Origin of the sequence: Porphyromonas gulae DSM 15663 (assembly GCF_000378065.1) — a bacterium.
Taxonomy (GTDB): Bacteria; Bacteroidota; Bacteroidia; order Bacteroidales; family Porphyromonadaceae; genus Porphyromonas; species Porphyromonas gulae.
In genome coordinates this window covers 1-26,004 of the sequence record NZ_KB899157.1, presented here as the reverse complement: position 1 = coordinate 26,004, position 26,004 = coordinate 1, and the positions used below count along the sequence as shown (strand labels likewise).

Here is a 26,004-nt window from a genome sequence, read left to right as displayed (position 1 = left end):
CAGTTGTAAAAACTAAATATCAATATCTAACAAAGAGGATACAGCGATGAAATTCTTTATCGACACAGCTAATTTGGATCAGATTCGCGAGGCGAACGACATGGGTGTCTTGGACGGCGTTACTACCAATCCGTCTCTGATGGCGAAAGAGGGTATTAGTGGGAAGGATAATTGCATGAGGCACTACTTGGCTATCTGTGAGATCGTCGATGGAGATGTGAGTGCCGAAGTGATAGCTACGGACTACGAAGGTATGATTCGCGAGGGCGAGGAGTTGGCCGCTCTGCATCCGCAGATCGTGGTTAAGGTGCCTTGCACGGCCGAAGGTATCAAGGCTATCAAATACTTCAGCGATAAGGGTATCCGTACCAACTGTACGCTCGTCTTTACCGTAGGCCAGGCCCTGCTCGCCGCCAAAGCCGGAGCTTCGTATGTGTCGCCGTTCGTGGGCCGATTGGACGACATCGCCAGCGATGGCGTCAAGCTGGTGGAGAATATCGTAGCGATGTTCGGATTCTATCGTTACGAGACGGAGGTACTTGCTGCCAGCATCCGCCATACGCAGCACATTATTCAGTGCCTCGAAGCCGGTGCCGATGTGGCTACCTGCCCACTCAACGCCATAAAGGGTCTGCTCAAGCACCCTCTTACGGATAGTGGATTGAAAGCTTTCTTGGAAGATCATCGACGAGTAAACGAAGGCAAATGATCGCTCGCTTTTCCCGGAAATATTCTATCGCATTAGCCTGCATCAGCGGGCTAATGTCGTTTTCAGCCCATACCGGTTGCCAAGTTGCAGGGGCAGCGCATTCATCGAGGAGTGAGGAGGTCAGGAGTCAGACTGCTGATTCGGAGCCGGAGATTTCAGCGCCGACTCCGAGAGAGGAGGTGCGAGTAGTTGTCGGCGCGGAGAGGACAGAGCTGCTCCTGCCTCTTCTCAGAGGCAAGCGCGTGGCACTGGTGGCTAATGCTACGAGCGTGGTGGGCACAGAACGGGAACATCTTCTTGACAATCTGCTTCGGCAGGGAGTCAATATCGTCAAGGTCTTAGGGCCTGAACACGGCTTCCGTGGAGATGCCGACGCCGGGGCAGCGGTCAAGGATGAACGGGATGTCAAGACAGGGATTCCTATCGTTTCGCTCTACGGCAAAAATAAGAAGCCTACTCCTCGCATGTTGGCCGACGTCGATGTGCTGCTATTCGATATGCAGGATGTCGGGACTCGCTTCTTTACTTATATCAGTACGCTGCACTATGTGATGGAGGCTTGTGCCGAGGAGCGGAAAAAGCTGATCGTCACAGATCGGCCGAACCCGAACGACTATGTGGATGGCCCCATCTTACAAGATAATTGCCGTTCGTTTGTCGGAGTGGATCCGCTGCCTATTCTTCATGGACTGACGATAGGAGAGCTGGCCGATATGATCAACGGCGAGGGCTGGCTGGGCAGGAAGGGAATGAAGTGCGATCTGACAGTGGTTCCGATGCTGGGCTGGAAGCATGGACAGGAGTACACCTTGCCGGTGAAGCCGAGTCCCAATCTGCCGACGGCCAATGCCATAGCTTGGTATCCTTCGCTCTGCCTGTTCGAGGCTACGATCATGAGTGTCGGGCGAGGTACGGATTTCCCTTTTGAAGTTTTGGGTTATCCGAATAAAAGGTTCGGGTCTTTTGTTTTCGTCCCACGACCTATTCGCGGTATGGATAGCAATCCTCTCTATAAAGGAAGAAGCTGTTACGGAGTGGATCTCCGGAGTGAAAAAGCTCCGCAGGGCTTGTCTCTACAGCTGCTGATCCGTTACTATCGGACTGCTCAGCAGGATGGGATAAAATTGGTAAACAGGAGACAGATGTTCAACCTCCTGGCCGGAACGAAGGAGTTGGCCGCACAGATCGAAAAAGGCTGGACAGAGGAGCGGATCAGAGCTTCATGGCAACCGGATCTCGACAAATACCGCAAAATGCGAAAGAAGTATCTGCTCTACCCTACATCGGCCGAATAATGCCGGATTTGTTCACACGAAGACAAAAGAAAAGGGATGCCCGGCCGGGCATCCCTTTCTTGTATGGAGGCTTTTCGGATTATCCGATATGGATCTTTTCCGTGCGAGTCGCTTTCTTCGTCTTGATGCTGATGGTGTAGATACCTTCAGACAGTGCTGACAGATCTATCGTCGAGCGAAGCTCGTTGGGGTTGGTTTTGAGCACAGTTCGTCCGTTAATATCGTAGAGAACAATCGCTTTGATAGGAGTGTTAGCCTCTATGACGATTTGCTTCGTTCCGTTTTGCGGACGGATGATGATACCGGTTTTCGCCACTACGTCCTGAATGGCGTCGTTAACGATAACCTCGATGTAGTCTTCTGCTTTCTTTACATTGCTTCCGCCCTCGTTGGTAGCCGTCAGCTGTACATCGTACTTACCTGTTTCATTGTAGGTGATCACCGGATTTTGCTCTGTACTGGTGGCAGGAGAACCCCCTTCGAACACCCAAAGCCACGATGTGGGATTGTTCGTGGAAAGGTCTTTGAAAGAAACTGTCTCTCCTTTCTTTATTTTTCGAGGCGTTCCTTCGAAGTTGGCTACCGGAGCAGGGACCGGAGCTTTCTTGACCTTGATGTATTTGGGCTTCTTCTTCACTGTTTCACCGGAAGGATTGATGGCCTTGAGGGTTACATCATATTGGCCGGCTTTGCTGTAAAGCACAGTCGGGTTTTCTTCTTCACTGGTAGCGGGAGTGCCGCCATCGAATATCCATACGTAGTTGGTGGCGTTGGTGGATTGGTTTTGGAAAGATACCGTCTGACCCTCTTCTATTTCCGTCGGGGTACCGACGAATTCAGCTACAGGCATAACGACATTGACAGTAATGAATTTTTCTTTCGTAATCGTGTTGGAACCATTTGTATTCCACACTTTGAGCGTAACATCGTACTGACCGGGATGATTATAGGACACGAGCGGATTTTGCTCTGTACTCATGGCAGGCTGTCCGCCTTCAAACGTCCACTCCCAATTCGTGGGGTTATTTGTCGTTAGATCCTGGAATTGGACGGTTTCGCCTACCGAGATGGTCATAGGAGAAGCAGTGAAATCAGGTACGGGCAGAGGAGCCGAGTTACCCAATGCAACGTCCATGATGACGGTCTCTTTGTCTTTGATAGTAATGGTACGGGTCGCTTCAGGATAACCCTCGGCTTTGTATTTCACCGTATAAGTACCGGCTTTGATAGGACGTGCGTAGTAGCCCGTGGTAGCGTCCGAATATACATCGGAGTTGCGCTTGTCATGGTTTTCTATCATGATCTGGCATTTGAGAGGCTGTCCGTTCACGGCGGAAGTCACTGTACCATGTATCCCGTACATAGCCTCTTCGATCAATGCGAGCAGTGCTTCCTTGTTGTAGTTCCAATACTTTGGAAGTTGAGAGGCCGGCACCAATTTGGTGTTGCTGATTTCAAGGGTAATTTCTCGCAGGCGATGGAAATAGTTCGCATTGTCCTGACGGCTTCCTCGAATCATATACCAGTCTGAACCGTTGATGATTCCCGAATTGGTTTCGGAGGTCATGTAGCCGGGGGAAATACTCTGACAAGCGGCTGCGTAGTTGCGACTGATCAGTTTGTACCACTCATCGTCTGCATGTCTTTCTTTTTTATTATCCCATGGATAGTTTACCACCTCGGTACCGCCATGTATATTGGTGCCAAGAACAAAAGGAACCCTCGCTTCCAAATCCATGAATGCGATTGCCTCCGGCTGCCAGGGTTTTCCATCGGGGTGATCGCCGGCTACATCATCCTTGAAGTTACGGTTCAAATCGACATTGTTTGCATTGTAGCGAGTAGCACCCTGGACTGTATGATTTCCTTTTCTGTATGCTCCGTCGGGGTTGGTCAAAGGGCAGATCCATACTTCCGTTTTATCCAGAATGTTCTTAATCCTCGGATCGGATTCGTAGTTCGACAGCAGATGGTCTATGAGTCGGAGCAGTACCACATATCCGGTCGTTTCGTCTCCGTGCATCGTAGAAGTATAGAGCACGCGAGGCTTTTTCCCTGTATTGGCAGAGGACGTCAGCTTGCAAATCATCAGTTTACGATCCTTTACGGACTTGCCAATGACGGAAGTAGTACAAAGTGATGGATACTTTGTTTGGAACTCTTCCATCATGCTGATATAGGCTTCATAGGTGGGGTAAGCATTCCATTCGTATTTTTCTCCTGAGCGGTAGTCGAACATCTCGACAGCGCGCTGCATGGATGGAGGAGTCAAGAATGTAGGCTTGAGCCCATAGCGCAGGAATGCTTCGAACTCCTCTTCGCTGGCATAGGCAATGGCTTCATTGGTTACGGGGTCAAACTCGTCGATGGACATGATCAGAGCCAGCTCTTGTAGAACGGCCCTATCAGGCACTTTGAATGAGAAGTAGGCTTCGCCCCGTTCGTCAAAGTTGAAATAATCTTTGGCCTGTTGTGCCTGCATGCTGCCGATGAAAGTCAGCAAAGCAACGAAAATGCCAAGAAGCAAAAAATTCTTTTTCTTCATAAATAGGATAATTATAGTTGTTGTTTATATGCACCCAGTATCCTTTTGCGGGAAAAAGGTGCTTATATTTAGCACAAAGCTATGGCATTGCGGAGCATTTTTTCTGGCTAAGTTGAGTCGCAAAGATAAAAATATTCTTATCCCATTATCCTTTTAAGTCCTAAAATCGATCGCTATCCTGTCCGAATGAAGCAAGGGCGAGAATACTCTCCGAAGGAGTACCTCGCCCTATTGCTGCTCGCGTCTATGAAAAGTTCTAAACTATGGTGCTATTATTTCCTTCAAGGGACTGTGCTAAAAGAGGAAGAGCGACTGACCCGGTACACACCGATCGCAGGCCGACCATAGCATACGAAACCGGCCGATCCTGACAGGTTGATATCCAATTTTTCGGCAACTGCGAGTTTACCATCGCCACTACCATGGATCCTCACGTCGGCTTGGCGAGCAAGGAGATGGCGACACTCGAGGTCTCCGCTTCCATTGCATTGGAGTGCAGCATAAGCCGTCTCCCCTTTTATCTTGATATCTCCGCTTCCGCTGAGATTGGCCCGAACACTTTGAGGAAGGCCCAGCGAAACGTCTATGTCACCCGAACCGGTCAGAGAAAGGACAGCATTCCTACCGGCAAAGATTTTGCCCCGCACATCGCCGCTTCCCCTAAGACTGATGTCTAGATCGTTAGCTATCGTAGCATTGGCAAAAGTGATGTCGCCGCTTCCGAACAGTCCGATTCGCAGGGATCGCTGGCGGAACAAACCGGAGAAAATAATGTCGCCGCTTCCGTGCAACTCTGCTTCTGTGAGATGTGGAGTAGTCACTCTGATTCGGACACCCTTATTAATGGAGATAGATGCCGTCGATTTCATTTTGATGATGAGCACACCATCTTCTACCGCGGTCACTACCAGCGGTAGGATGTTGGACTCTGCTTCTACTGTCAGGGGCTGCGCCGATGGCCCTTGCTGTACCTTTACCTCCATGCTACCCTTGACAATAAGCCGATCGAATCGGTCTATATGCCGCTCTTCTATCTGTACTTTTTTATTACCCTTGATGCGTTTCCATGACAGGAACTGAGCAGAAGCAAAGTTGAAGCTTGCTGCCGTCATCAGAAGAAAGAGAAGTCTTTTTGTCCACATGATCAATTAGTTTTTAGTTAGTCGTTCTATGAGTAAGACGAACAAGTCCCCGAAATGTTACATCCCGGGCCGCTTTTTCTCAATCTCTCATCCGAACACAAGCAAAAAGATTACGTCCAAAAGGGGAAAATCATTCCTTCTTCATTCTCATCATGAACTAAACACAAAAAGAAGAGTCAGGAAGCAAAAACTGCAACCTGACTCTTTCCGGCTCTTCGTCCTTACCCTAATCTAGCGAGGGCGTAAGTAGCTATTGAGCTAAGAGGTAACGACTTACGGTTGCATCCTGAATGAAGAGGAGCGCCCGATTTTGTAAGAGCCAATCTTGGCCTTTCCATGGCAGGTGAAGCCGGCGGATCCTGATAGATTGACGCTGATTTTCTTCGTCACACTAAGGCGGCCACCGCCGCTTCCGCTCATTTTTATATCGGCATGGTCTGTCGTCAGGCTCTGGCAGTCGAACATTCCGCTTCCTGAACTCCTAAGCGTCGTGTTCGAAGCTTTTCCGGTGAGCTGAATACCTCCGCTACCTTTCATATTAGCCCGAATCGTCTTGGTGTCACCGACGGAAAGGATGATATTACCGGATCCTTTCAGGTTCATGCGTATGTCCTTATAGGCAAAAATGCTGCCGCGAAGGTCGCCACTGCCATTGACCGTGATGTCCAACTGCTCCACTTTTGTGTCGATGAAGTTTATGCTTCCGCTTCCATTAAGGGTCGCTTCGAGGGAGGATTGGTCAAAGCCCGATCCGAAAATCAAATTGCCGCTACCGTCCAGCGTAATCGTTTTTAGCTCCGGCACGCTGATAATGACCCGTACTGGTCCATTGGGCGATATGGAACGTCTTTTCTCGAATTCGATGTATAGGATCCCTTTCTTTACACTCGTTTTGATCAGGGGAACGATATTCGATTCGGCTTCTATGCGGAGGGGTGCTTGTATCGAAGAGTATTTGATCTGAATGTCGATACTGCCCGATGCGAAAAGGCCGTTGAAAGCTTCTGCCAAACGATCTTCCGTTACGACTTGCTCGTTCCCTTTGACACGCTTTTGAAGGTCAAGTCCCAGCGAGGCCTGCATGGCGCATAGCGCAATGATCGCCAATAGAAAAAATCTTTTTGTCTTCATAATTGACTGTTTTAAGTTAATGATTCTGTTCGATCGGCACACATAATGATTACATATTCGCACCATCCGACAGATTCTCGTCTCTTGCATTTAAACAGAATTCACCGGATTAAGTTCCCATTCGGATACGTCCGATACGAAAGCTCTACGCCCCTTCGGTGTCCTCTGATAGACGAAAAAGAGCAAAGGGGAAAGGGAACAGTTCATTTTTCCTTTTCATGCGCCGAAAAACAATCGAAATACATCCCTAAAAATATGGCTTGGTAGTTTTTTGAAAGTCGCGCCAAAAGGAAAAAATTCCCGAGCGTAAACGTTTTTGTTTTGGTTCGATTTTTCAGATTTTTTGGAACCATATTTCACTTGATTTTGCCTCCACTTTCTAGCTGCCTCATCTTGCCTTCCGGACTTTTCCGGACGATCATTAAGTTCCACCTCGAGTACGGAGATAGGGATATTTCCTACCTTTGTTAGGAAACTAACACTAAGAACATAGCGTATTAGAATATGAAAACTTGGAAAATCGGAGCGGCATTACTTGCCGCTGCCCTCATGGCCGGCTGTTCTTCCTCCGGCCCGAAAGATGCTGTAAAGAACTTTTCGGAGAACATGGCCAAACAGAAATATGAAGAGGCCAAGAAGTATTGTACGGAACGCACAAATAAACTTGTCGATCTGTATAGTGCTTTGGGCGGAGAAGCCAAACCGAACTACAAATTCACCTTCATCAAGGATAGCATTGTTAACAAGGAAGCTTGGGTCACCTATCTGGATTTCGAAGATGATACAACCACGGTGCATGTGGTGAATATCGACAACAAATGGCTTGTCGATGAAGCGATCGGGAAATAAGCCTCCCTTCGGATTTACAGTTTTGCATCTTAACGCATTCGTTACCCGATGCATTCTCTCCCTTTCTTTCCTGCTCTGTCTGAGTGCATGCTCACAGGGCAGGAAGGAAAGGCTTTTTGTACCTGCCTTCCCCGAGGAAACGGATTTGCGCGATGGCGACCTCATTTGTCGCTTAGGCACTTCGTGGTATTCCGGTCTTTTCAGGAAAAAGGCTTCTTCGGCACAAGAATATAGCCATATCGGCATCATTCTTTATGCCGGTACGGATAGTTGTTCGGTAATCCATACCGAAGAAGATCCGAGCAGTGGACATGGGGGAGTCGCCTTGGAATCCCTTTCGTCATTCCTTGCACATTCGCGGCGTGCAGGTATCTATCGTCTCCATCTTCCTGATTCCGTCCTGTTGCACTTTGTCAGAGCTGCTCTCGACTATCGCGAACGTCAAGTTCCTTTCGATTTTGCTTTTGACTCGGCCTCCGATGCCGAGCTGTACTGTAGCGAATTAGTGGCTGCCGCTTTGCTCAAAGCGGATTCTCTGCTGCCGATTCGTCCTTCCACCTCTGTAGCAGGGCGGCGTGTCTATTCTTTGGACGATCTTCTTCTGTTCCCCGGTACGGAGTGCATTGCTCTCACGAATTGAGAGGCAGTGGGCTTTGCCAATATCCTTTTTTTGACCTTATTCTACCTGCTGTTCGCTGTACCGGCGGAAGTATTTTTCGAAAAATAAGATCTGATAATCTATGGCATTGTGCCAATAGGCTCTGTTGTGCCCTCCCGGGCGGATGGTAAAATCATGATCGATTTGCCTTGTCAAAAGCGAAGCGTGCAGCTCTTTGTTGACATCCAGAAAGAAATCCTCCACTCCGCAATCTATTAGGATAGCAAGTGCTTCGCTTCTCAAACTGTCGAGGTTGTTGATCACAGTGTACTCATCCCATAGCTTCGGATTCTCGGCCAAAGAGCCAAGCCGTCTGCTTATCTCCCAGTTTTTCGGGAAAGGACGAATATCCGTACAACCGCTCATGCTGCCACAGGCTCCGAATGTCTCCTGATGCCGAAAGGCAATCCATAAGGCACCGTGCCCACCCATGCTGAGTCCGGTGATGGCACGACCCTCTCTGTCGGTAACGGTCTTGTAATGGAGGTCTACATATTCGACCAGCTCGGAAGCGACAAACGTCTCGTAACGGAATGCCGGATCGATCGGACTATCCCAATACCAGCTGTTCCGGGCATCGGGACAAACGAAGATGATTCCTTTTTGATCTGCTATCTGCGGTAGGTCCGGCTTAATGGTTAGCCACGTTTCGGCATTTCCTCCATAACCATGCAGCAGGTACACCACGGGGCAATCTCCGCCCTCGCTCGCCAAGGCTATATCCGGAAGCACTATGAGTACAGGGATCTCCTTATTCATCGACGCACTTGGCACCGACAGTCTTTCCACACCGGCAGCAAATCCCTGAACCGCCAATGCCAAAAGCAATAGGGCTATCTGTAGTGTTCTCTTTTTCATTCCTCGGTATCGTTTAGGATGTTTCATACAGGCTATCTTTTCTTTGTTGCAAAGGTATCTATTTGCCAATCCTCTTGTCAGAAAATACGAGGCCGTACCAATTTCAAAGAATTTGGTGTATACGTTTTCTTATCTTTGTCTCTGTTCAACATTTTTAATTTATGAAAAGAGCTCTCATCCTTCTTTTTCTTTTGAGTTCCATCGTTTCCACTCTTGTGGCACAGCAAGTGCATCAGTTACGGGGAACTGTGATCGACAAATCGAGTAGAAAACCGCTGGAGTATGTCAATGTGATTATTTTAGGCCTGAGCAAAGGTGCCATCACCGATGCCGAGGGCAAGTTTACGATCGAGAATGTTCCTCCCGGCATTTATTCTCTGCAGGTTACGGCCGTAGGCTACATTTCAGTTGTTACGCCGGAATACATGTTGTCCAACAAAGATCTGAATATCTCTGTGGAGATGGAGGAGGATTTGACCGAGCTTAAGAGTATCACCGTGACGGCATCGACTTTCCGACGCAGTGCGGAAAGCCCTGTCAGCCTGCGAGTCATCGGATTGCAGGAGATCGAGAAAAGCCCCGGAGCCAACAGGGATATTTCCCGTGTGGTACAGTCGTATCCCGGCGTTGCCTTCTCTCCCATAGGTTATCGCAACGATCTCATTGTTCGTGGAGGTGCTCCTTCGGAAAATCGCTACTACCTCGACGGAGTGGAAATTCCCAATATCAATCACTTCAGCACGCAGGGAGCTTCCGGAGGACCGGTCGGAATCCTGAATGCAGACCTGATTCGGGAAGTGAAATTCTATACCGGCTCCTTCCCGGCAGACAGGAGCAATGCTCTCAGCTCGGTTCTGGACTTCAGGCTTCGCGATGGAGAGCTGGATGCCAATTCCATCAAAGCCACAGTCGGAGCATCGGAGGTTTCTCTGGCTTCCACCGGATATATCGGACAGAAGACATCCTATCTCGTTTCTGTTCGGCAATCCTACCTCCAGTTCCTGTTCGATGCGCTCGGCCTGCCTTTCTTGCCGACCTTTACCGATGCTCAATTCAAACTCAAAACCCGCTTTGATGCTACACACGAGCTTACTGTATTGGGACTGGGAGGCTTGGATAATATGAAGCTCAATACCGATGCCGATAGCGAGCAGAATGAGTATATCCTGAGCTATTTCCCTAAAATCCAGCAAAAAACATTCACCTTGGGTGCCGTCTATCGCCACTATGCAGGGGTGCACATCCGATCTGCGATTCTCAGCCACAGCTACATGAACAATCGGAATACGAAATACTGGCAGAACAACGAAAGCTCTCCGGAGAATCTGATGCTTCGTCTGCGCTCCTCCGAGCAGGAGACGAAATTCCGTTTCGAGAATCTGACCACACTGCGAAAATGGAAGATCAACTTCGGTGCCAATTTGGAACACAGCCATTACACGAATACTACCTTCCAGCGCGTATTTACCGGCCAGGCACAAACCTATGACTACGATACAAACCTCAACTTTGTTCGCTGGGGGCTTTTCGGCACGGTCAGTTCGACGATGATGGGCGGACGTGTTTCAGCTTCATTCGGTTTGAGAACCGATGCCAACAACTATTCATCCTTGATGAATGACCTGACCAAACAGCTATCGCCTCGCCTCTCTCTGTCGTACAACCTGACACGCGAACTGTCGTTGAGCGGCAATGCAGGCATATTCTACCAATTGCCTGCATACACGGCTTTGGGCTTTAAGGACAAAGCCGGGGAGTTTGTCAATAAAAACAGCCTGCGCTATATGAAGGTCAGCCAAGGAACAGTCGGACTTAGCTGGCGAAAAGGCAATACCCTCGAAGTTTCGATGGAGGGCTTCTACAAAGGTTATAGCCGGATGCCTCTCTCGGTTGTAGACGGTATTCCGCTCAACTGCAAAGGCAATGACTACGGAGTCGTCGGCAATGAACAACTGGTCTCTACTGCTGAAGGACGTTCATATGGAGCGGAACTGATGATGAAGTGGATCATAGCTAAGAAACTGAATCTGGCCTCCTCCTTTACTCTCTTCAAGAGCGAATACCGCAATGATGCTTCTGCAGCGTATCTTCCTTCTGCGTGGGACAGCCGCTACATCTTCAACCTCCGAGGTACCTATACTCTTCCCTATGACTGGAGCATAGGTATGAAAGTGAGTTGTATCGGAGGTGCGCCCTATACTCCATACGATGAGGAGAAATCCTCTCTTGTATCGGCCTGGAATGCTCAGGGCAAACCTTACTTCGACTATTCGCGATACAATCAGGAGCGTCTTCGCCCTTTCGGTCAGGTCGATATTCGTATAGACAAGATGTTCTATTGGGATAAGTGTACCCTCGGTCTCTATCTCGATTTGCAGAATGTAACGGTCAGCAAGCTCAAGCAACCGGATGTGCTCCTAAGTACGGGCATCATTGAGAATCCCGATGCACCTCTCGCAGAACAACGATATAAAATGAAATGGCTCAAACAGTCAACCGGCGTCCTGCTACCCACTTTGGGTATCACGTTCCAGTACTAAGAGCGGTGAGCTTGTTCTGTGGAAGAGTCGTCTTATTCGGATAATCATAGTACAGCGTGCACGGCCTGAAAGCATCATAGCTTTCCATTGATCCGGTATCCCGGCCTGCAACCTGTGATGAAGGAAACACGAACCAAAAATGATCCGATTGTCGTCCGTGTTTTCCGGAAAAACGGCGCGAGATTTTTTTCGTTTTGGCGCGAGAACTTTTCACTTCTCGCGCCAAAACAGAAAAGTTTACGCGCCGCATTTTGTGGGACTATAAGTGAGATAATTTCGGCGCGGGAGCCGACCGGAATAGAGATAAAGCGTCCTGCAATTCGGGGCAAGTTTGTGCCGGAAGATGGCAATGCCTGTTAGCAGTCTTTTGTCGTGCTTACCTTAATACTTTTCCATCCCGACCTAAGAAACAGGGCAGGATCAGGAAGATCATCAGTGTAGAGAAGAGCAGTCCGAATATCACCCCCATCGAAAGCGAGTGCCAAAAGAGCGAAGCTCCCCGATCGACGACGAATGGGACGAAGCCGAGAATAGTGGACACTACTGTCAGCACTATGGCGAACGTTTTGTTGCAGACGGCGCGCTTATAAGCGTCGAGGAAGGTGACGGAAGGATGCTTGCGGCACTGGTGCAGATAGTCGTTGATCAGATAAATGGATGCATTGACCGTTATCCCACAGAGGAGAATCATGGCTGCGAAACCACCCTCCTCGAAGGGAAGTCGAAAGGCCGAAAAAACGATGAAGATGCCTATGAATGAGATGGGAATGATGCTGACTACGACCCAAGCGTAGTACAAAGAATCGAACAGAATACTCGTGATGAAGAAAATCAGTACGATAATGCCGATCAAAGCCCAAATCGACCGTCCTCTCTCATCCTCCCATTCTTCGTATTCCGGCTCCATCGCCTTGTATCCTATGGGTAGTTCGGCATTGAGCCGTTGTATTTCCTTTTCTTTGAAAGCCTCTGATTGTCTGAATGTACCCATGTGATCGTACAAGAGGTACAGGACGTAGTTCTTATTTTCCCTCACGATAGCTTGCGGTTGTGGCACTACTTGCATCTCGCCATAGTCTTTGAGCTTTATCGTTTTGCCTCCGACATATAAGGGGCTATTCTCCAGCATCCATTTGCTGCCGGCATGGTAGGTTCGTGCTGCCATGGCTAATTGTACGGGCTGCCCGTCAAGGAAGATTTCCGGCAGAGGCTGTTCCGTCCGGCTCTGTTCATTGACGGCCGCCACCAAGTCGTGCGGACTGATGCCGTGAGACGCATGACTTCCTCCATAGGGGCTGAGGTGTAGCTCCTGCTCCTCGGACAGAGAGTAGCGGTTCGGAGCAATGCTGACATTGCGTATTGCCGCTTTGGCGGACAGTCGTGTAGCTTCGAGTCGTGCCTGAGCGAGCAGGACATCGTAGTTGTACCCCGTGAGCTTGATAGCATTCGAGCCGTATTCTTTCTCACGGATGTTGCTGAAAGACACATTTTCCAGTCCATACGTCCTGCAATAACCACCCCCGATACTCAATATCCGACCGACGAGCCCTTGGTGCAGATCGTAAGGGTAATTGCCTTGAGCGTGGCTGTCTTTGAAATGGATGCCGATCGATGCCGCTCTCTCCCCTGTCACCGAGGCTTCGAAGTAAGAAATCCCGTTGGCTTGAGCGAGGAATCGTTCCAGCTTGGTCACATACTCGTTCGTAGCATCGGCGGTACTGCCTACCGGCATTTTCACATTTACTTGGATCACGGGCTTCTCCCATTTCTTTTCCGATCCGGAGGATATTTGCATGAGGAAAGGGCGGAGAAATCCTCCCAATACAACATCAGTATAAGGGCGGATTTTCCTGTAAGCAGTAGAGCCTATCGTATCGTTGTATAGTCGGGCTAAGTCGGTACCGCCCTCTAATTCTTTAGGAAGCAGAAAAAGGGGAAGACCGAAGAGGAAGACAAATCCGATGAAAACCCATCTTCTGCGTCGATACAAGAAAGAGGAGAGAGTGCTGTAAAACGAAAGCATACGAATGGTTCCGACTTTCTTTTGTGGGGAGCGACTTGTTCGTCGGGAAGAGAAAGAGAGACGTTCGAACAGGGCCGGAACGAGGAAGAGAGCTACGATGATGGATACACAGAGGTTGATGATAATGACGCGAGCAAAATCTCCGAGGTTCTTCTGCTGTGCTTCGGGCAGGAAGAAGACGATAATCATAGCCGAGACGGTAGTAAGCGTAGCCGCCAATATGGCTGTGATGGCCGACCTGTCGCCTCTCCGAAGGAGGTGCTCGATCATGACAATGCTGTTGTCTATGATAAAACTCAAAGAGATCGTAATGGCAGCAAGCGTATATAGCTGTATTTCCAAGCCGAAAAGGTAATAGAAAGCAAAGGCTATGGCTACGTTGGCGATCAGGCTGATGGTCACCGTAGCCATATAGCGCACGTTGCGCGTGGTGATCAGTGTGAACAGCAGTAGGAGGAGGATGGTGATACCGGATCGCACAAATATATTGTTCAGTTCCAGGGTGATACTCTCGGCCGAATCGAAAAGTTTGGTTATCCGATAACCTGGAGGAAGTTCCCTTCGGATATCATCCATGATTCGGTCTATTTGCTTGGAGAGTGCTATCTGATTGGCGGACGAAGAAGATAGGATTCGAAGATAGATGCTATTCAGCCCATTTACTCTGTAATATTCCCGTCGGGGAATCTCTTTCTGTCTTACCGTCAGCAGCCGACTGATCGGAATCAGAGAATTGTCCTTGGCAAGAACGAAAATACGGGAGAGATCGAAAGTGTCGTTCGCCTCTTCTAACAGGCGGATGCGGATATGGCTCTCTCCTCCGACGGAGTCGGGTATTCCGGCCAAACCGATGAAATCGTTTCGAAAGTGCGAGCCGATAGCCGTAGCTATGTCATCGGGACTGATCCCTAAGACTCTGATTTGTTCGGGATCGTAGGCCAAAAGGTACTCTTGTTTCCGGCCGCCGGTAAGAATGATGTCGCCTATACCATCCACCTCCCTGAGCAGAGGAAGGATGTGTCTGTCCACTTCTGCCTCAATATCCGAGGAGGCATGAGGTGCGCCTATGGAATAGGATAGAACGGTTTTGGCATCTTGGTCGGAGGTGCGCCCCGTGCGAATCGTGGGATAGCCGGCCGTATGAGGCAATTCGGACCGGATCGAACGGATACGGGTAGAGGCCTCGAAACGCGCTCTTTCAATATCCGCATATTTGTCGAATCTCAACCGTATCACACCCATCCCATCGCTCGAATGGGAGGATATGCCCGTAAGACCAGCAACACCGGACAAAGCTTTTTCAAGAGGAGAGGTAAGTTCGGATTCCACCAGAGAGGCCGATGCTTTCGGCATACTGAAAGAGATCGTTAGCTCCGGCATACTATGATCCGGATGGAGTTTGACAGGAAGCAGGCTGCCCAACGCCAGTCCTATCAACGTCAAGCATACGAAGACGACTATGACGGTGAATGAAGAGGTTTTGCGTGCAGACTCTTTCATCTTTTTCTTCTCTTCTCCTTTTCTTCGATCGCCCGGTGACTACTCTTCCGATACGGGTGCAGTCAGATCCAGTCCGTCGATGAAGTCATACAGCGTCAGCATCCTTAGTTTGTAGTAGCTGAGCCAGAAGTTTTTCATCGATAGAATCGCATTTTTGCGAGCCTCGGCATTTCTGCTTCGCGCCAAGAGCATATCGTTCAGGCTCCCTTTGCCGAGGACAAATCGCTCCCGGGCATAGGAGTACGACTCCTTTGCCAGCTGCACAGCCTCCTCTGCGGCTTTGAATAGGTCGGTCTCCATTTCGATCTCGTCGATGGTGATGGCTATGTCGCGGAGGAGATCTGTTTCTTTCAATCGCATGTCGGATAGAGCTACGCGGTAGTCGCTTTTGGCCATATTATATCTCCCTCTTTTCATGCCCCAGTCGATGAGAGGAATACTCAGAGATATGGAGACCATGTCTTGTCGCAACGGATGTTTGTAGACACCGGCGAAGGCTTCCGACACCTGATTGAAGCCGATACCGGCTGATAAGTCTACACTGAACCATCGCTCCAATGATGCCTTTGTCACCGATTGTTCACACCGGATCAGATTATTCGTGGCCTGCAATAGCTCCGGATTGTTCTTGCGTGCCGATTCGATTGCCTGCTCTCGCGAGATCCTGAGTTCAGGTACGGATGCAGGCAGCATCGGATCTATTTCGGTATCCTCCGGCAAGCCCAATAGATTGATCAGAGAAGAATAGCTCTTTCTGAGTGCCGTTCGGGCATGTAGCAGGCTGTTGCCTGCATTGAGTTTGTCGAGTTTGAGAGCCAGCAAGTCCGATTTGGAAATGGAGGCTATGGCAAAACGCTTTTCCCCCAGTCTGTAGAGCGTATCGCTATTGCTCACGTTTTCCATAGCCATGGCATATTCTTCTTTTGCCATAGCTACGTCGAAGTAGGCGGCCAGTATCTTGTAGGTGTTCTCTTCCAGCGTTTTGACAAAGGTCTTGTCAGCTTCTTTGTAGCGCAGCGGAGCCAGTCTTTTCTCCCACTTGAATTCGTTATATCCCAGTAGGCTTTGGCTGTATCTGATAGCTACGGGAACGGCATTGTATTGTTTGTAGCCGGGATCTCCTATATTCTTCATGTAGGACAAATCGCTACTGAGAGAGAAAGTACCGCCAAGGAAGTCGATGTTTTGCTCCAAATTGATCCCTACCGAAGAGTTCCAAGTGGTGGATGGGCGGTATTCGTCTATATTCAATGCAGAGTTGTATCGTTTGATGTAGCTCCTGCTGTAAGAAACTGGTATGGATTCGAGAGAAACCCGTGGCTTTCGGTTGGCAAGGAATTGGCGGTATGTCCAGTATTCGGACAGAAACCGGTTGCGAGCTTGCTGTTCCCCGGGGGTATTGTGTCGACTCATTGTCACTATGTCATCTATGCTTACTTGTAGTACACCCGACCTCTGTCCCCAAGCCAAGAGCGGAGTACAAAACAAGAGGAATAGAAGGGAGAGCTTACTTTTCTTCACTGATCTCATGCGAGCGTTTGCTATAGATGAAAGCATAAATATGCGGAATTACAAAAAGACTGACGAGTGTGCCGAAAAACATGGCACTGATAAGAGCGATAACCAGAGGTCTCTGTAACGAAGAGCCGAAGTCCGAAGCGAAGAGCGTGGGCACCAGGGCAATGATTGTGGTCAAGCTGGTCATGACGATGGAGCGGAGCCGTCTCGCTCCTGCCGTATGGATGGCTTCTTGGAGGGGCATACCCTGTCGTCTCAGATTATTGATCATGTCGAGTTTCAAAACGGAGTCATTGACGATGATCCCGCATGCGACTACGATACCGATGTCACTCATGAGATTGAGCGTATTGCCCGTGAGTATAAGAACAAGCAGGGTAAGAGCTATATCGATCGGTATCTCCATCAGGACGATTACAGGTTGTAGCAAACTCTCAAACTGAGCGGCCAAAATGAAGTACATGAGCAGTAGAGAGAGCAGCAAAACGAAGCTCAGCTCTCGAAGCATTTGCCTGTTGCTGAAAAATGATCCTGCGAAGTCTACATGCCAGCCTTTCTCCTTATCGATGATGTCCCGGGTTTGCTGCATAATTTTCTCCGGTCTGTTCGGACTCTCATAGGCCAATGGCAGATATTCACCGCCCTTGCCTCCTGCAATCTCTTTCAGCCCTTTGCTCCGGTTTACGGTCATTAGAGATGCAAGTGGAATGGAGGACTCGCTTTTCTTGTCCGGGGAAAAACCCCGAACGAAGGTCATTCGCAAAATATCCTCTATGGGTTGCGATTTGTCCGTCAGGATGACGGGCAGATGCTGCTTGGAAGCCGTCAGTTCGATGATTTCATTTTGGTGAAAAGCCGTCTGCAAGGCTTGCTTCACAGATGACATATCTATGCCGTAGAGGTGTAGCAGACGCATGTCGATGGACAGATCTATTTGGTCGCTTATGCGGATGGGAGCAGCCGATTCCTTCGTGGCTGAACCTATCGATCGGGTGAGCTGCTGCACCTTCTCGACAGTCAGTTCCTCTTTCGAAGCAGGGTAAAGGCGTGCAAGCAGTTCGGGTTCGCGAGTATCGAAGATGCGGTCGAATATGGATGCCGCAGGCGTTATCTCTAACTGTGCCTTAGGATATTTACCGCCGATATGCTTGCGCAGTTCTGCTTCTGCTCGCTCGATGCCTTTTTCGTCCTCTGCTTTGAGATGAAGTACCGTTTCGGTATCTGCGATGTCTTGGCTGCCATTGAATAGAAACTGTTGTTCCCCGGCATAGGCAGCACCTTGACGCAGGAAGGGTTGCATCCGGGCAAGCAGTTCCTCGCTACGCTGCCTATTCAACTGCGCGCTTACGGGTTCTCCCCAGTCGATGGTAGCCGTTGTCTCTGTGTGAGGGAGTGCCGGCATTTGTTTCTTTTCGATCAAAAAGAAAAGTCCGGCGCAGAGGGGTATGGCTACCACGAACAAGATCAGCGGTATAGTGCTATGCCTCTGAAAAAAGGAGTGTCCCGAATCGTAGAATCGATTGAGGCCCGTGTTGGATGCAGTCGTTATACGATACAACAATGTCTCCTTTCTATCACGATAGGCGAAGGGATAGAATAGTTTGTAATTGACCGGCAAGAGGATGATGGCTGTTATGTACGAAGTGAACAGCCCGACGGAAACGGCTATGGCTTCGTCCAGAAACAACACGCCGGCCACTCCACTAAGAAATACAAGGGGGAGGAAAATCGCTATGGTGGTGAGTCCCGAACTGAGGAGTGGGGTGATTACCTCTTTTGTCCCTTTCACGCAGGCATCTTCGGTAGACAGTCCCGTTCGGCGGTAATATGTGATCGTATCGGTGACGACTATACTGTTGTCTATCATCAATCCTAATGCCATGATCAGCCCCGACAGGGAAATGATATTCAGTGTTCGGCCGAAGAGGTACAGGAAGAACAGGCTGCATACCAGCGCGACGAACATATTGATGCCGATCACCGCCGAAGAGCGAAAATCTCCCATGAACAGGAGCGTCACTGCACAGACAAGGAAGAAGCCGATCAGCAGACTGCCGGACAGATTGGAAATCGTATAATCCAGCAGTTCCGTCTGATCCCGATTGATGTCGAATACCATATCGGGATGCTTCGCCTGCAGCTCACCTGTCAATACCGATACGGCCTTGCGCAAACTCTGCATCGAGGCATCGGACTGCTTGATCACTGCAAGGGAAATAGCACGCCTACCGTCTATGATGGAGTAGCCACGAGGTTGTGCTACCTCTTCGCGGATGTCTGCCAACATGTGCAGCGGCACAAAGCGATCGCCATGATGGACATATAGTGTACGTATGTCATCGATACTGCCGAGCTTGTTGTTCAGATTCACTCTGAAGACCAGTTGCCTGTCCTCTATTTGCATCTGCGCGGCAGAGAAATTGCCTCCTCTTATAGCCCCCTCTATATCGCTAAGGGTAAAGCCGAGAGAGAGCAGTTTCGGACGATCCGGGATGATCCTCAGTTCTCTGCTTACGGTGCCGGTCATATCCGTCATGGCTACTTCGGGGAGTTGCTCCAAACGGTGGCGAACCACTTCTTCCACGAATTCGCTTAGCTGTTGGAATCCGACTTCTTCGTCAGCGCCATCGCGCAAGGATATATTCAGGTAGAAAACGGGGATGTCCGAGGCATTTTCTTTGAGCACAACGGGACGCTTGATCCTGTTGCCGAGTGCTCCCATAGCTGCATCCACTTTCTCGTTCACTTCGATCAGGGCAAGATCCGTATCCACTCCGTAATTCATCCTTAAGCGAATGAAGGCATGGTCATCCCTGCTTACGCTCCTGATGTCCGACAGCCCACCTACTTGGAGCAGGCGGTTGCGTAGTGGACTGACTGCTGCATCTTCTATCTCTCTTGCCGAATGTCCCGGGCTGTCGATCCTGACCGTTATCTCCGGAATAGCGATGTCCGGAAGTAGGGAAACCGGCAAGAAGAAATAAGCCGCCACTCCTAATATGAAACATAGGAGGAAGGACATGATGACGGAGACGGGATGCTTGACTAAAAAGCGTATCACGTAGGTATGGAGCTTTTACGATTAGTCTTCTTCTCTATCGGCGGAGTGCCACAGGAGTCTTGTGTGCCAGATTGGTGTTGCCGTCTACAACTATCATCTCACCCGGCTTGAGCGTCTTGCTTACGATACAATAGCTCTCGGCATTCTCAGCTTCTATATCCACATAGTTCCATGCAGCAGTGCCATTACGAACGGAAAATACTACCGGCTTGTCCGAACGGAGTACCACGGCACTCTTAGGAATTACCATACGCTCCTCCATACGCTGATTGATCCGTACTTCTACATTCATGCCGTCGAAAAGGCTCTTGGAAGGATTCCCCAGGCCGGCGGATACCTGTACCATACCACGATCGTCTACGGAAGGATTGATCTCTTGTAAAACGCCTTCGGCCGTTACGTCCCTCAAAGCTACGGGACGGATTTCCACTCGTTCACCTGTTCGGATGGCACTAAGCTCGCTCTCCAACACCTCGAAGACTACCTCGAAACCACTGTCTCCGATGATGCGACAGAGGGGTTTGCCGGATTCGGGTATGGTATGCTCCTGTGCATGCAGATCGGCGACCACACCGCTGATGGGTGCAGTCAGACATACATGCTTTAGTCGGAGTTGGGCTTGTTCGTAGTTGCTTTCGGCTATGTTGTATCCGCTTTTGATGCAGGCCAGGGCCAATTTGTCCGCAGGAATATCGGATTTGTCATGGGGAGAATAACCCATGCCGACCAATACATCCTGCAAATCCAGCTCGCGCTGCTTGAATTCGTCTTCACTCTTTTGCACCTCGAGCAAAGCTCTACGATCGTCGATGGCAGCTATTTTTTGCCCTTGCACTACATGCTGCCCGTTGCGGACATAGAGCCGATGGAGCGGTTGCCGGCTGTCCTCGAACTGCAAGACAGCTGTTTCGTGAGCACGCAGTTTTCCATGGCTCACTATTTGTCTGTCGAAAGGCCCGAGCTTGAGTTCGGTGATCTGCACATCGATGGTATCTCCACCCGAGGTGAATAGTTCCATATCCTCACCTGATGATGTATCGGCAGTCTTTTTCTTGCCACCATTACATCCTACTACGCTCAGTGCCATCAAGAATATAAATGGCAACCATACTACTCTGTATCCGGATAGCTGCATGGCTTTTTTTGTACTTTCTTATTTGATGTCGTATCTGTAGACCTCTGTTCCCTCTTCGTCCTGAATCAGCACATAGAGCTTGCTATCTTGATTGTCGACAGTAAAAGAACTACCCGATCGTGGAAGCTTATATCGCTTCACGGGGCGTCCTTCCCAATTGAATACGTAGATTTCTTTTTGCTCCCAATCCCCCATCATCGCATTTGGGCGATTAGTGCTACCCACATACACGTATCGTTCTGTTCCTGCTATTCCCCATACATAGGAAACCCTATCTCCTTCTGCGGCTTTCTCCGGTTCAATTTTGCTGTTAAGATAAAAGTTGCGGACCCCACGGCTTTCCGTATCGATCAGATCTATACGGGGGAAGTAGAGGTTGGCAGCAAACAAGGTATGCTTAATGCTACTATATACATGTGTAGTTTGCGTCATATAAAGCGATGCCCTCTGGAGAGATTCGGGTAACCTCACAGGCGTCAATAACAGATCGGTCTCTTGCAACTGCTTGTCCGGCACAAGCGAATACAGCCCGAACGTCATCCCTTCCAAGATATAAGCTGGATAGGGTGAACGTGTGCCAAATACACGAAATACGGCTTTCCCTGTTTTCGCAAAACTCGTTTGCGCTTCCACGACAGTCTCTTTCTGAGCCGCACTGGCAGCAATATCTATTATGGAGAGTCTCGATCTATCTCGTTCCATCAGAGTCAGTGTATTCTCGTCCGCATTGTAAGTGACACTGGGAGACAAATACTCTTCCGGCCCTTCTCCCTGTGGGCACAATCCTGTCACGATAGAGAGATCAGCCTTATCAAGTAGATAATAGTGATAAGGCCTGTCCGGCACCATAGCAAGCAAATAATCGCCCACATCATCCAATGCATAGGCGGTAAACAAAGAATCCGGCAATACAAATTTTACCCCTCCTTCAAGGCTTCCCATAGTGAAGTCCTCGGCAGTAACTAATTCCTCCACCTCAGGTTTAGCTGTACATGAAAAAAGCACTGTTTGGAGCAATAAAGCAAATAGGATGTATTTTCCTTTTATTTCTTTCAACATATGCATAGCAAACGTAATCCGTAACACTTGAGATTCGATGGATTAAATCTAAGAATCAAAATACTCGGTTTGGTTTTGATATTCATAAACACATCATTTTTGTACGTTATTCAAACGTATCCCGAAAGGTATAAAAAATAAATGAGAAATTCCCTATTTAATATCGTACACGCTGATGGAGTTCGGTTGGGTCTCGCTTTCGTTTAGGGTATAGAGTTTCTTGCCGTCTTGACTTACGGCAAAACTTTTTGCCGGAATTGGAAGCACGAGATGCTTAACGGGATTGCCTTCCCAGTCGAATACGAGGATATGTGTCCGTTCCAATTCTTCTTCCTCATCCATCCTCTCTTCCAATGCATAGCCCAAATAAATATACTCTTTAGTAGATGCAATCTCCCAAGCGTAACTTTGATACATTTTCTCCATCATTTCTGCAGATTCGTCGGGTGTCCTCTTTTCATTGAAGTAGAACGTATTCAGCAAGCCCTTCTCTATATTGATAAGATCGAACCGACGCATATTGTAATAAGAAATAAAAGCGACTCCTTTTTCTGGATTAAAAGTTGGAAGGCTCTGCGTCATATATAAAACCTTGGGTTCGTATCGTTCGGCCAGTTCTATCCGCGTTGAGCGCAAGTTCTCTTCATTTAATATTTCCTCCGGCCGTATTTCCCAATAGGAAAAATAATCACCTTCTAAAATATAACCCAACCGCTTCCCTGAATTGGCAACAAAAAGTCTTTGAATACGTTTGCCACATTTCCTGTATGAAATCTGTCCTTGGACTACGGTATTGCCTGTACGCAGACTTTCGTCAATATTAACTTCTCGCAAGAGGGATTTGTCCGATTCCAAGATCAACACATTGCCTGTTGCGTAATTGTATTCGCAATCCGTAGGATGAAGAAACTCTTCCGGTCCTTCCCCTCGAGGACAGATAGAATCCACTACTTGAAAATCAGACTTACGTATCAATTTAAAGGCATGGGTATCATCGGAAGACATTCGTGTCAGTAGATAATCCCCGCAATCAGTCAGCCCATATAAAGAACTTTTGTCGACAAGGCTGTCTTTTTGCACAGGTACAAGCACCACAGGAGAGCCGAAATCTTGTACGGTGAGGATTTCTTTGGGTTTGTCACTCTGACGGCCACAAGCCGGAATGAATAGAAAGGCTGTAAAGACAAGGAGCAAAGTGAATACGGCTGATGGATTTTTCTGTTTCATTGTTATTGAGGTTTGAAAATAGATTGGTTCTTTATTGTCTTGTGTTGAAGAAACGTGTGAGATGTCAAATATCATACGCGCTGGTGGAGTTCAGCTCGGTTTCGCTTTCATTTAGGGTGTAGAGCTTCTTGCCGTCTTGGCTTAGGGTAAAACTCCTTGCCGGAATTGGAAGTACGAGATGCTTGACGGGATTGCCCTCCCAGTCGAATACGAGGATATGTGTCTGTTCCAACTCTTCCTCCTCGCTCTTCCTCTCTTCCAATGCATAACCCAGGTAGATATGTTCTTTAGTAGATCCGATCCCCCAAGGATACCACTGATACATTTCGCTCATTGCTTCAGCGGTTTCATTAGCCGATTTCTTCTCATTGAAGTAGAGTGTATTCAGCAAGCCCTTCTCTACGCTGATAAGATCGAATCGACGCATATTGGCATAAGAGACGAAAGCAACTCCTTTTTCGGGATTAAAGGCCGAAAGACTCTGCGTGATGTATGGGGTATTCGGCTTGAGTGATTCGGCAAGCTCTATCGGAGCCGAGCGCAGGTGCTCTTCTTTTATTGGCTCTCCCGGCTGTATCTCGTAATAAGAAAAAGAGCCATCGTTTATTGTACAAGCCAACTGTCTGCCCGAATTAGCGACATATAAACTCCACAAACGTCTGCCTGATTTTGCGTACGAACGCTCTCCTTTGACTACGGTGCTACCTGTGTGTACACTTTCATCGATATTGATTTCTCTCAAAAGAGATTTATCGGACTCCAGAACGAACAGATTACCGGTGGAATAGTCGTACCTGCAAATTTCTAATCCAAGATATTCTTCCGGCCCTTCTCCAAGAGGACAGATGGAATCCTGCACCTGAAAATCCGATTTGCGTATCAGCTTAATGGCATGTGTTTCGCCGGATGTATAGGCTAACAGGTATTCATCACAATCTGTTAGCCCATAGAGACGTCGGTCATTGGCAACGTTGCCGCTTTGGATAGGGACAAGCTCCACGGGAGAGCCGAAATCTTGCACGGTGAGGACTTCTTTGGGTTTGTCACTCTGACGGCCACAAGCCGGAATGGATAGAAAGGCTGTAAAGACAAGTAGCAAAGTGAATACGGCTGATGGTGTTTTCTGTTTCATCGTTATATGAGGTTTGAAAAATAGATTAGCCCTTGATCGTACTTTGCTAAAGAAACGTGCGAGAGGTCATGTATCGTATACGTTGATCAAAAAAATCCGGGTGTTGCCGGATGAAAGACCTCGGGAGAAGTACGGAATCCGCGTAATCTTCTGTAATCGATCGAAATAAGGGAAAAATGTTATGTTTGTACCGAGCGTCTATATGACTATCAAACAATGAGTTGGGGAAATCCCGACAGTGTTCATCATAGTATGCAGGTAAGGTTTAACATTATTCATTCATCATTAACAACGAAAAGATTATGAAGAAGATCGTTTTGTTTTCTGCTACAATGGCAATGCTTGTAGCATGTGGCAACCAAACTACGCAGACCAAATCCGACACTCCTACCGCCGCCGTAGAGGAACGGATCAGCGAGGTGCTCACGCAAGACATTCAGCAAGGACTGACTCCCGAAGCTGTTCTTACAGGCTTGCAGGAGGGCAATGCCCGATATGTGGCCAACAAACAGCTCCCTCGTGACCTCAATGCTCAAGCCGTGGCCGGTCTCGAAGGGCAATTCCCCGAAGCCATCATCCTCTCCTGTATCGACAGCCGCGTACCGGTGGAATACATTTTCGACAAGGGGATCGGAGACCTGTTCGTCGGTCGTGTGGCCGGCAATGTCGTAGACGACCATATGCTTGGCAGTTTGGAATACGCGTGCGAAGTGTCGGGCTCTAAAGTGCTGCTCGTGCTGGGGCATCAGGACTGTGGTGCCATCAAGTCTGCTATCAAAGGAGTCGAGATGGGCAACATTACTTCTCTGATGGAGGAGATCAAGCCCTCTGTCGAAGCTACTCAGTACACGGGTGAGCGCACCTATGCCAACAAGGAGTTCGCCGATGCAGTGGTCAAGGAAAATGTGATCCAAACCATGGACGAAATCCGTCGGGATAGTCCGATCCTCAAGAAACTGGAAGATGAGGGTAAGATCAAGATCTGCGGAGCCATCTACGAAATGTCCACCGGTAAAGTACACTTCCTCTAAAACCGGCATAGGTTCCCTCCGATAAGAGGAATATAATCGCATAAGGATGTAGAATCCCTCTCATCCCAATGCAAACGGATAAGGCACCCGCCGAAGTTCACAATCGAACTCAGGCGGGTGCCTCTTTTATATCGACTGTCAATGTTTTATAGCACACGAGAGTATCGTTCGTCAATTTTGTCGAGTATGGCTCCGCAAAACGTGGCGCGAGATTTTTTTCGTTTTGGCGCGAGAATTTTTTTGTTCTCACGCCAAAACGAAATTTTTTACGCGCGTGTTTTCAGGATTTCCGGAACCATTGACGTGTACTGAAAAAAGTTGACAGTTGGGCGGGATCGTTCTACAATTGGTTTACTGGTTCTTTCTATAATTCTACTTTAGGTTGACAGCCCTTACCCTTAGGTCTAATTTCGGTTGACACGAGCAAAGTTAGCTTTTTGTCTGACATTCATTCTTCGGTATAGCTCGGGGGCAATCTCCGGCCAATGTTCGATCCTTGCCAGTAAGGGATTTTCAGACTCCGGTGTAATGACTTGCATAGGCGTTTTCGCCCTTAGAGCTTGATGTGGACGCGCCTCGTTGTACATGCGC

General features: G+C 48.7%; 19 protein-coding genes and 2 pseudogenes. 7 read left to right on the top strand and 14 right to left on the bottom strand.

The features are described from left to right. Positions 1–46: 46 nt before the first annotated feature. Together fsa and F452_RS0104640 are read left to right on the top strand one after the other, a co-directional pair. Positions 47–709, top strand: coding sequence for a fructose-6-phosphate aldolase (gene fsa / locus F452_RS0104645; protein WP_018965075.1), 663 nt, complete (start codon positions 47–49; stop codon positions 707–709). Continuing rightward, entirely contained in the window at positions 706–2,004 is a 1,299-nt protein-coding gene (locus F452_RS0104640; protein ID WP_026292188.1) for an exo-beta-N-acetylmuramidase NamZ family protein, read from the top strand. The genes fsa and F452_RS0104640 overlap by 4 nt, the downstream gene beginning before the upstream one ends. Positions 2,005–2,083: 79 nt before the next feature. Here F452_RS0104640 and F452_RS0104635 read toward each other — a convergent pair whose 3' ends face one another. The 3 genes from F452_RS0104635 to F452_RS0104625 form a co-directional block, all read right to left on the bottom strand. Further along, positions 2,084–4,549: a M14 family metallopeptidase gene (locus F452_RS0104635; RefSeq protein ID WP_018965073.1), complete on the bottom strand. Its 2,466-nt coding sequence runs from the start codon at positions 4,547–4,549 to the stop codon at positions 2,084–2,086. A gap of 281 nt (positions 4,550–4,830) precedes the next feature. After that, positions 4,831–5,691 carry a head GIN domain-containing protein gene (locus F452_RS0104630; protein ID WP_026292187.1) on the bottom strand — a complete coding sequence of 287 codons (861 nt, stop codon included), beginning with the start codon at positions 5,689–5,691 and terminating at the stop codon, positions 4,831–4,833. A gap of 273 nt (positions 5,692–5,964) precedes the next feature. Next, on the bottom strand, positions 5,965–6,822 hold the full coding sequence (locus tag F452_RS0104625; protein WP_026292186.1) for a GIN domain-containing protein: 858 nt from the start codon (positions 6,820–6,822) through the stop codon (positions 5,965–5,967). Between the two features lie 504 nt (positions 6,823–7,326). Here F452_RS0104625 and F452_RS0104620 point away from each other — a divergent pair. Continuing rightward, positions 7,327–7,671 (top strand): nuclear transport factor 2 family protein, encoded by a 345-nt coding sequence (locus tag F452_RS0104620; RefSeq protein ID WP_018965069.1) that lies wholly within the window; start codon positions 7,327–7,329, stop codon positions 7,669–7,671. Continuing rightward, a complete protein-coding gene (locus F452_RS0104615) occupies positions 7,652–8,311 on the top strand; it encodes a YiiX/YebB-like N1pC/P60 family cysteine hydrolase (protein WP_018965068.1) in 660 nt (219 codons plus the stop codon). Before F452_RS0104620 ends, F452_RS0104615 begins: the two co-directional genes overlap by 20 nt. A gap of 36 nt (positions 8,312–8,347) precedes the next feature. Here the strand turns inward: F452_RS0104615 and F452_RS0104610 are convergent, their stop codons facing one another. Continuing rightward, positions 8,348–9,187 carry an alpha/beta hydrolase gene (locus tag F452_RS0104610; protein WP_026292185.1) on the bottom strand — a complete coding sequence of 280 codons (840 nt, stop codon included), beginning with the start codon at positions 9,185–9,187 and terminating at the stop codon, positions 8,348–8,350. A 161-nt stretch (positions 9,188–9,348) separates the two neighbouring features. Here F452_RS0104610 and F452_RS0104605 point away from each other — a divergent pair, with 161 nt between their 5' ends. After that, entirely contained in the window at positions 9,349–11,727 is a 2,379-nt protein-coding gene (locus tag F452_RS0104605; RefSeq protein WP_018965066.1) for a TonB-dependent receptor, read from the top strand. On the opposite strand, the gene F452_RS11385 is transcribed toward F452_RS0104605, so the two are convergent. Further along, the gene (locus F452_RS11385) at positions 11,711–11,941 is read right to left on the bottom strand and encodes a DUF1661 domain-containing protein (protein ID WP_394358156.1); all 231 of its coding nucleotides are present in this window, start codon (positions 11,939–11,941) and stop codon (positions 11,711–11,713) included. The genes F452_RS0104605 and F452_RS11385 overlap by 17 nt on opposite strands. Here F452_RS11385 and F452_RS13285 point away from each other — a divergent pair. Then, on the top strand, positions 11,922–11,996 hold the full coding sequence (locus tag F452_RS13285) for a DUF1661 domain-containing protein (protein ID WP_235290048.1): 75 nt from the start codon (positions 11,922–11,924) through the stop codon (positions 11,994–11,996). The genes F452_RS11385 and F452_RS13285 overlap by 20 nt on opposite strands. Positions 11,997–12,103: 107 nt before the next feature. Here the strand turns inward: F452_RS13285 and F452_RS10715 are convergent, their stop codons facing one another. The 7 genes from F452_RS10715 to F452_RS0104565 all read right to left on the bottom strand — a co-directional run bounded on the left by F452_RS10715 (position 12,104) and on the right by F452_RS0104565 (position 24,382). Beyond that, positions 12,104–15,250 (bottom strand): efflux RND transporter permease subunit, encoded by a 3,147-nt coding sequence (locus F452_RS10715; protein ID WP_018965064.1) that lies wholly within the window; start codon positions 15,248–15,250, stop codon positions 12,104–12,106. Between the two features lie 39 nt (positions 15,251–15,289). Next, complete coding sequence (locus tag F452_RS0104590) at positions 15,290–16,663, bottom strand: TolC family protein (RefSeq protein ID WP_050563583.1); 1,374 nt, start codon at positions 16,661–16,663, stop codon at positions 15,290–15,292. Between the two features lie 94 nt (positions 16,664–16,757). Next, positions 16,758–19,829: an efflux RND transporter permease subunit gene (locus tag F452_RS0104585; RefSeq protein WP_026292184.1), complete on the bottom strand. Its 3,072-nt coding sequence runs from the start codon at positions 19,827–19,829 to the stop codon at positions 16,758–16,760. Positions 19,830–19,863: 34 nt separating this feature from the next. Next, positions 19,864–20,964: an efflux RND transporter periplasmic adaptor subunit gene (locus tag F452_RS0104580; protein ID WP_026292183.1), complete on the bottom strand. Its 1,101-nt coding sequence runs from the start codon at positions 20,962–20,964 to the stop codon at positions 19,864–19,866. 18 nt (positions 20,965–20,982) lie between these two features. Then, on the bottom strand, positions 20,983–22,023 hold the full coding sequence (locus tag F452_RS0104575) for a TolB-like 6-bladed beta-propeller domain-containing protein (RefSeq protein ID WP_026292182.1): 1,041 nt from the start codon (positions 22,021–22,023) through the stop codon (positions 20,983–20,985). A 153-nt stretch (positions 22,024–22,176) separates the two neighbouring features. Then, a complete protein-coding gene (locus F452_RS0104570; RefSeq protein WP_235317522.1) occupies positions 22,177–23,325 on the bottom strand; it encodes a BF3164 family lipoprotein in 1,149 nt (382 codons plus the stop codon). Next, positions 23,315–24,382 (bottom strand): BF3164 family lipoprotein, encoded by a 1,068-nt coding sequence (locus tag F452_RS0104565; RefSeq protein WP_018965058.1) that lies wholly within the window; start codon positions 24,380–24,382, stop codon positions 23,315–23,317. The genes F452_RS0104570 and F452_RS0104565 overlap by 11 nt, the downstream gene beginning before the upstream one ends. Positions 24,383–24,684: 302 nt before the next feature. Here F452_RS0104565 and F452_RS0104560 point away from each other — a divergent pair, with 302 nt between their 5' ends. Further along, entirely contained in the window at positions 24,685–25,413 is a 729-nt protein-coding gene (locus F452_RS0104560) for a carbonic anhydrase family protein (protein ID WP_018965057.1), read from the top strand. Between the two features lie 171 nt (positions 25,414–25,584). Here F452_RS0104560 and F452_RS13280 read toward each other — a convergent pair. Together F452_RS13280 and F452_RS10710 are read right to left on the bottom strand one after the other, a co-directional pair. Continuing rightward, positions 25,585–25,650, bottom strand: a pseudogene (locus F452_RS13280) (DUF1661 domain-containing protein); the annotation flags it as partial. Between the two features lie 167 nt (positions 25,651–25,817). Then, positions 25,818–26,004 (bottom strand): annotated as a pseudogene (locus tag F452_RS10710) (IS3-like element ISPg5 family transposase); the annotation flags it as partial.

What these genes read in the sequence shown, in the direction of transcription:
- F452_RS0104580 (WP_026292183.1), bottom strand. Translation starts at nt 20,964, where the DNA reads ATGCAGCTATCCGGATACAGAGTAGTATGGTTGCCATTTATATTCTTG.
- F452_RS0104605 (WP_018965066.1), top strand. Translation starts at nt 9,349, where the DNA reads ATGAAAAGAGCTCTCATCCTTCTTTTTCTTTTGAGTTCCATCGTTTCC.
- F452_RS0104590 (WP_050563583.1), bottom strand. Translation starts at nt 16,663, where the DNA reads ATGAGTCGACACAATACCCCCGGGGAACAGCAAGCTCGCAACCGGTTT.
- F452_RS0104575 (WP_026292182.1), bottom strand. Translation starts at nt 22,023, where the DNA reads ATGTTGAAAGAAATAAAAGGAAAATACATCCTATTTGCTTTATTGCTC.
- F452_RS0104610 (WP_026292185.1), bottom strand. Translation starts at nt 9,187, where the DNA reads ATGAAAAAGAGAACACTACAGATAGCCCTATTGCTTTTGGCATTGGCG.
- F452_RS0104620 (WP_018965069.1), top strand. Translation starts at nt 7,327, where the DNA reads ATGAAAACTTGGAAAATCGGAGCGGCATTACTTGCCGCTGCCCTCATG.
- F452_RS0104570 (WP_235317522.1), bottom strand. Translation starts at nt 23,325, where the DNA reads ATGATATTTGACATCTCACACGTTTCTTCAACACAAGACAATAAAGAA.
- F452_RS0104625 (WP_026292186.1), bottom strand. Translation starts at nt 6,822, where the DNA reads ATGAAGACAAAAAGATTTTTTCTATTGGCGATCATTGCGCTATGCGCC.
- F452_RS0104635 (WP_018965073.1), bottom strand. Translation starts at nt 4,549, where the DNA reads ATGAAGAAAAAGAATTTTTTGCTTCTTGGCATTTTCGTTGCTTTGCTG.
- F452_RS0104630 (WP_026292187.1), bottom strand. Translation starts at nt 5,691, where the DNA reads ATGTGGACAAAAAGACTTCTCTTTCTTCTGATGACGGCAGCAAGCTTC.
- F452_RS0104615 (WP_018965068.1), top strand. Translation starts at nt 7,652, where the DNA reads ATGAAGCGATCGGGAAATAAGCCTCCCTTCGGATTTACAGTTTTGCAT.
- F452_RS10715 (WP_018965064.1), bottom strand. Translation starts at nt 15,250, where the DNA reads ATGAAAGAGTCTGCACGCAAAACCTCTTCATTCACCGTCATAGTCGTC.
- F452_RS0104565 (WP_018965058.1), bottom strand. Translation starts at nt 24,382, where the DNA reads ATGAAACAGAAAACACCATCAGCCGTATTCACTTTGCTACTTGTCTTT.
- fsa (WP_018965075.1), top strand. Translation starts at nt 47, where the DNA reads ATGAAATTCTTTATCGACACAGCTAATTTGGATCAGATTCGCGAGGCG.
- F452_RS0104640 (WP_026292188.1), top strand. Translation starts at nt 706, where the DNA reads ATGATCGCTCGCTTTTCCCGGAAATATTCTATCGCATTAGCCTGCATC.
- F452_RS0104560 (WP_018965057.1), top strand. Translation starts at nt 24,685, where the DNA reads ATGAAGAAGATCGTTTTGTTTTCTGCTACAATGGCAATGCTTGTAGCA.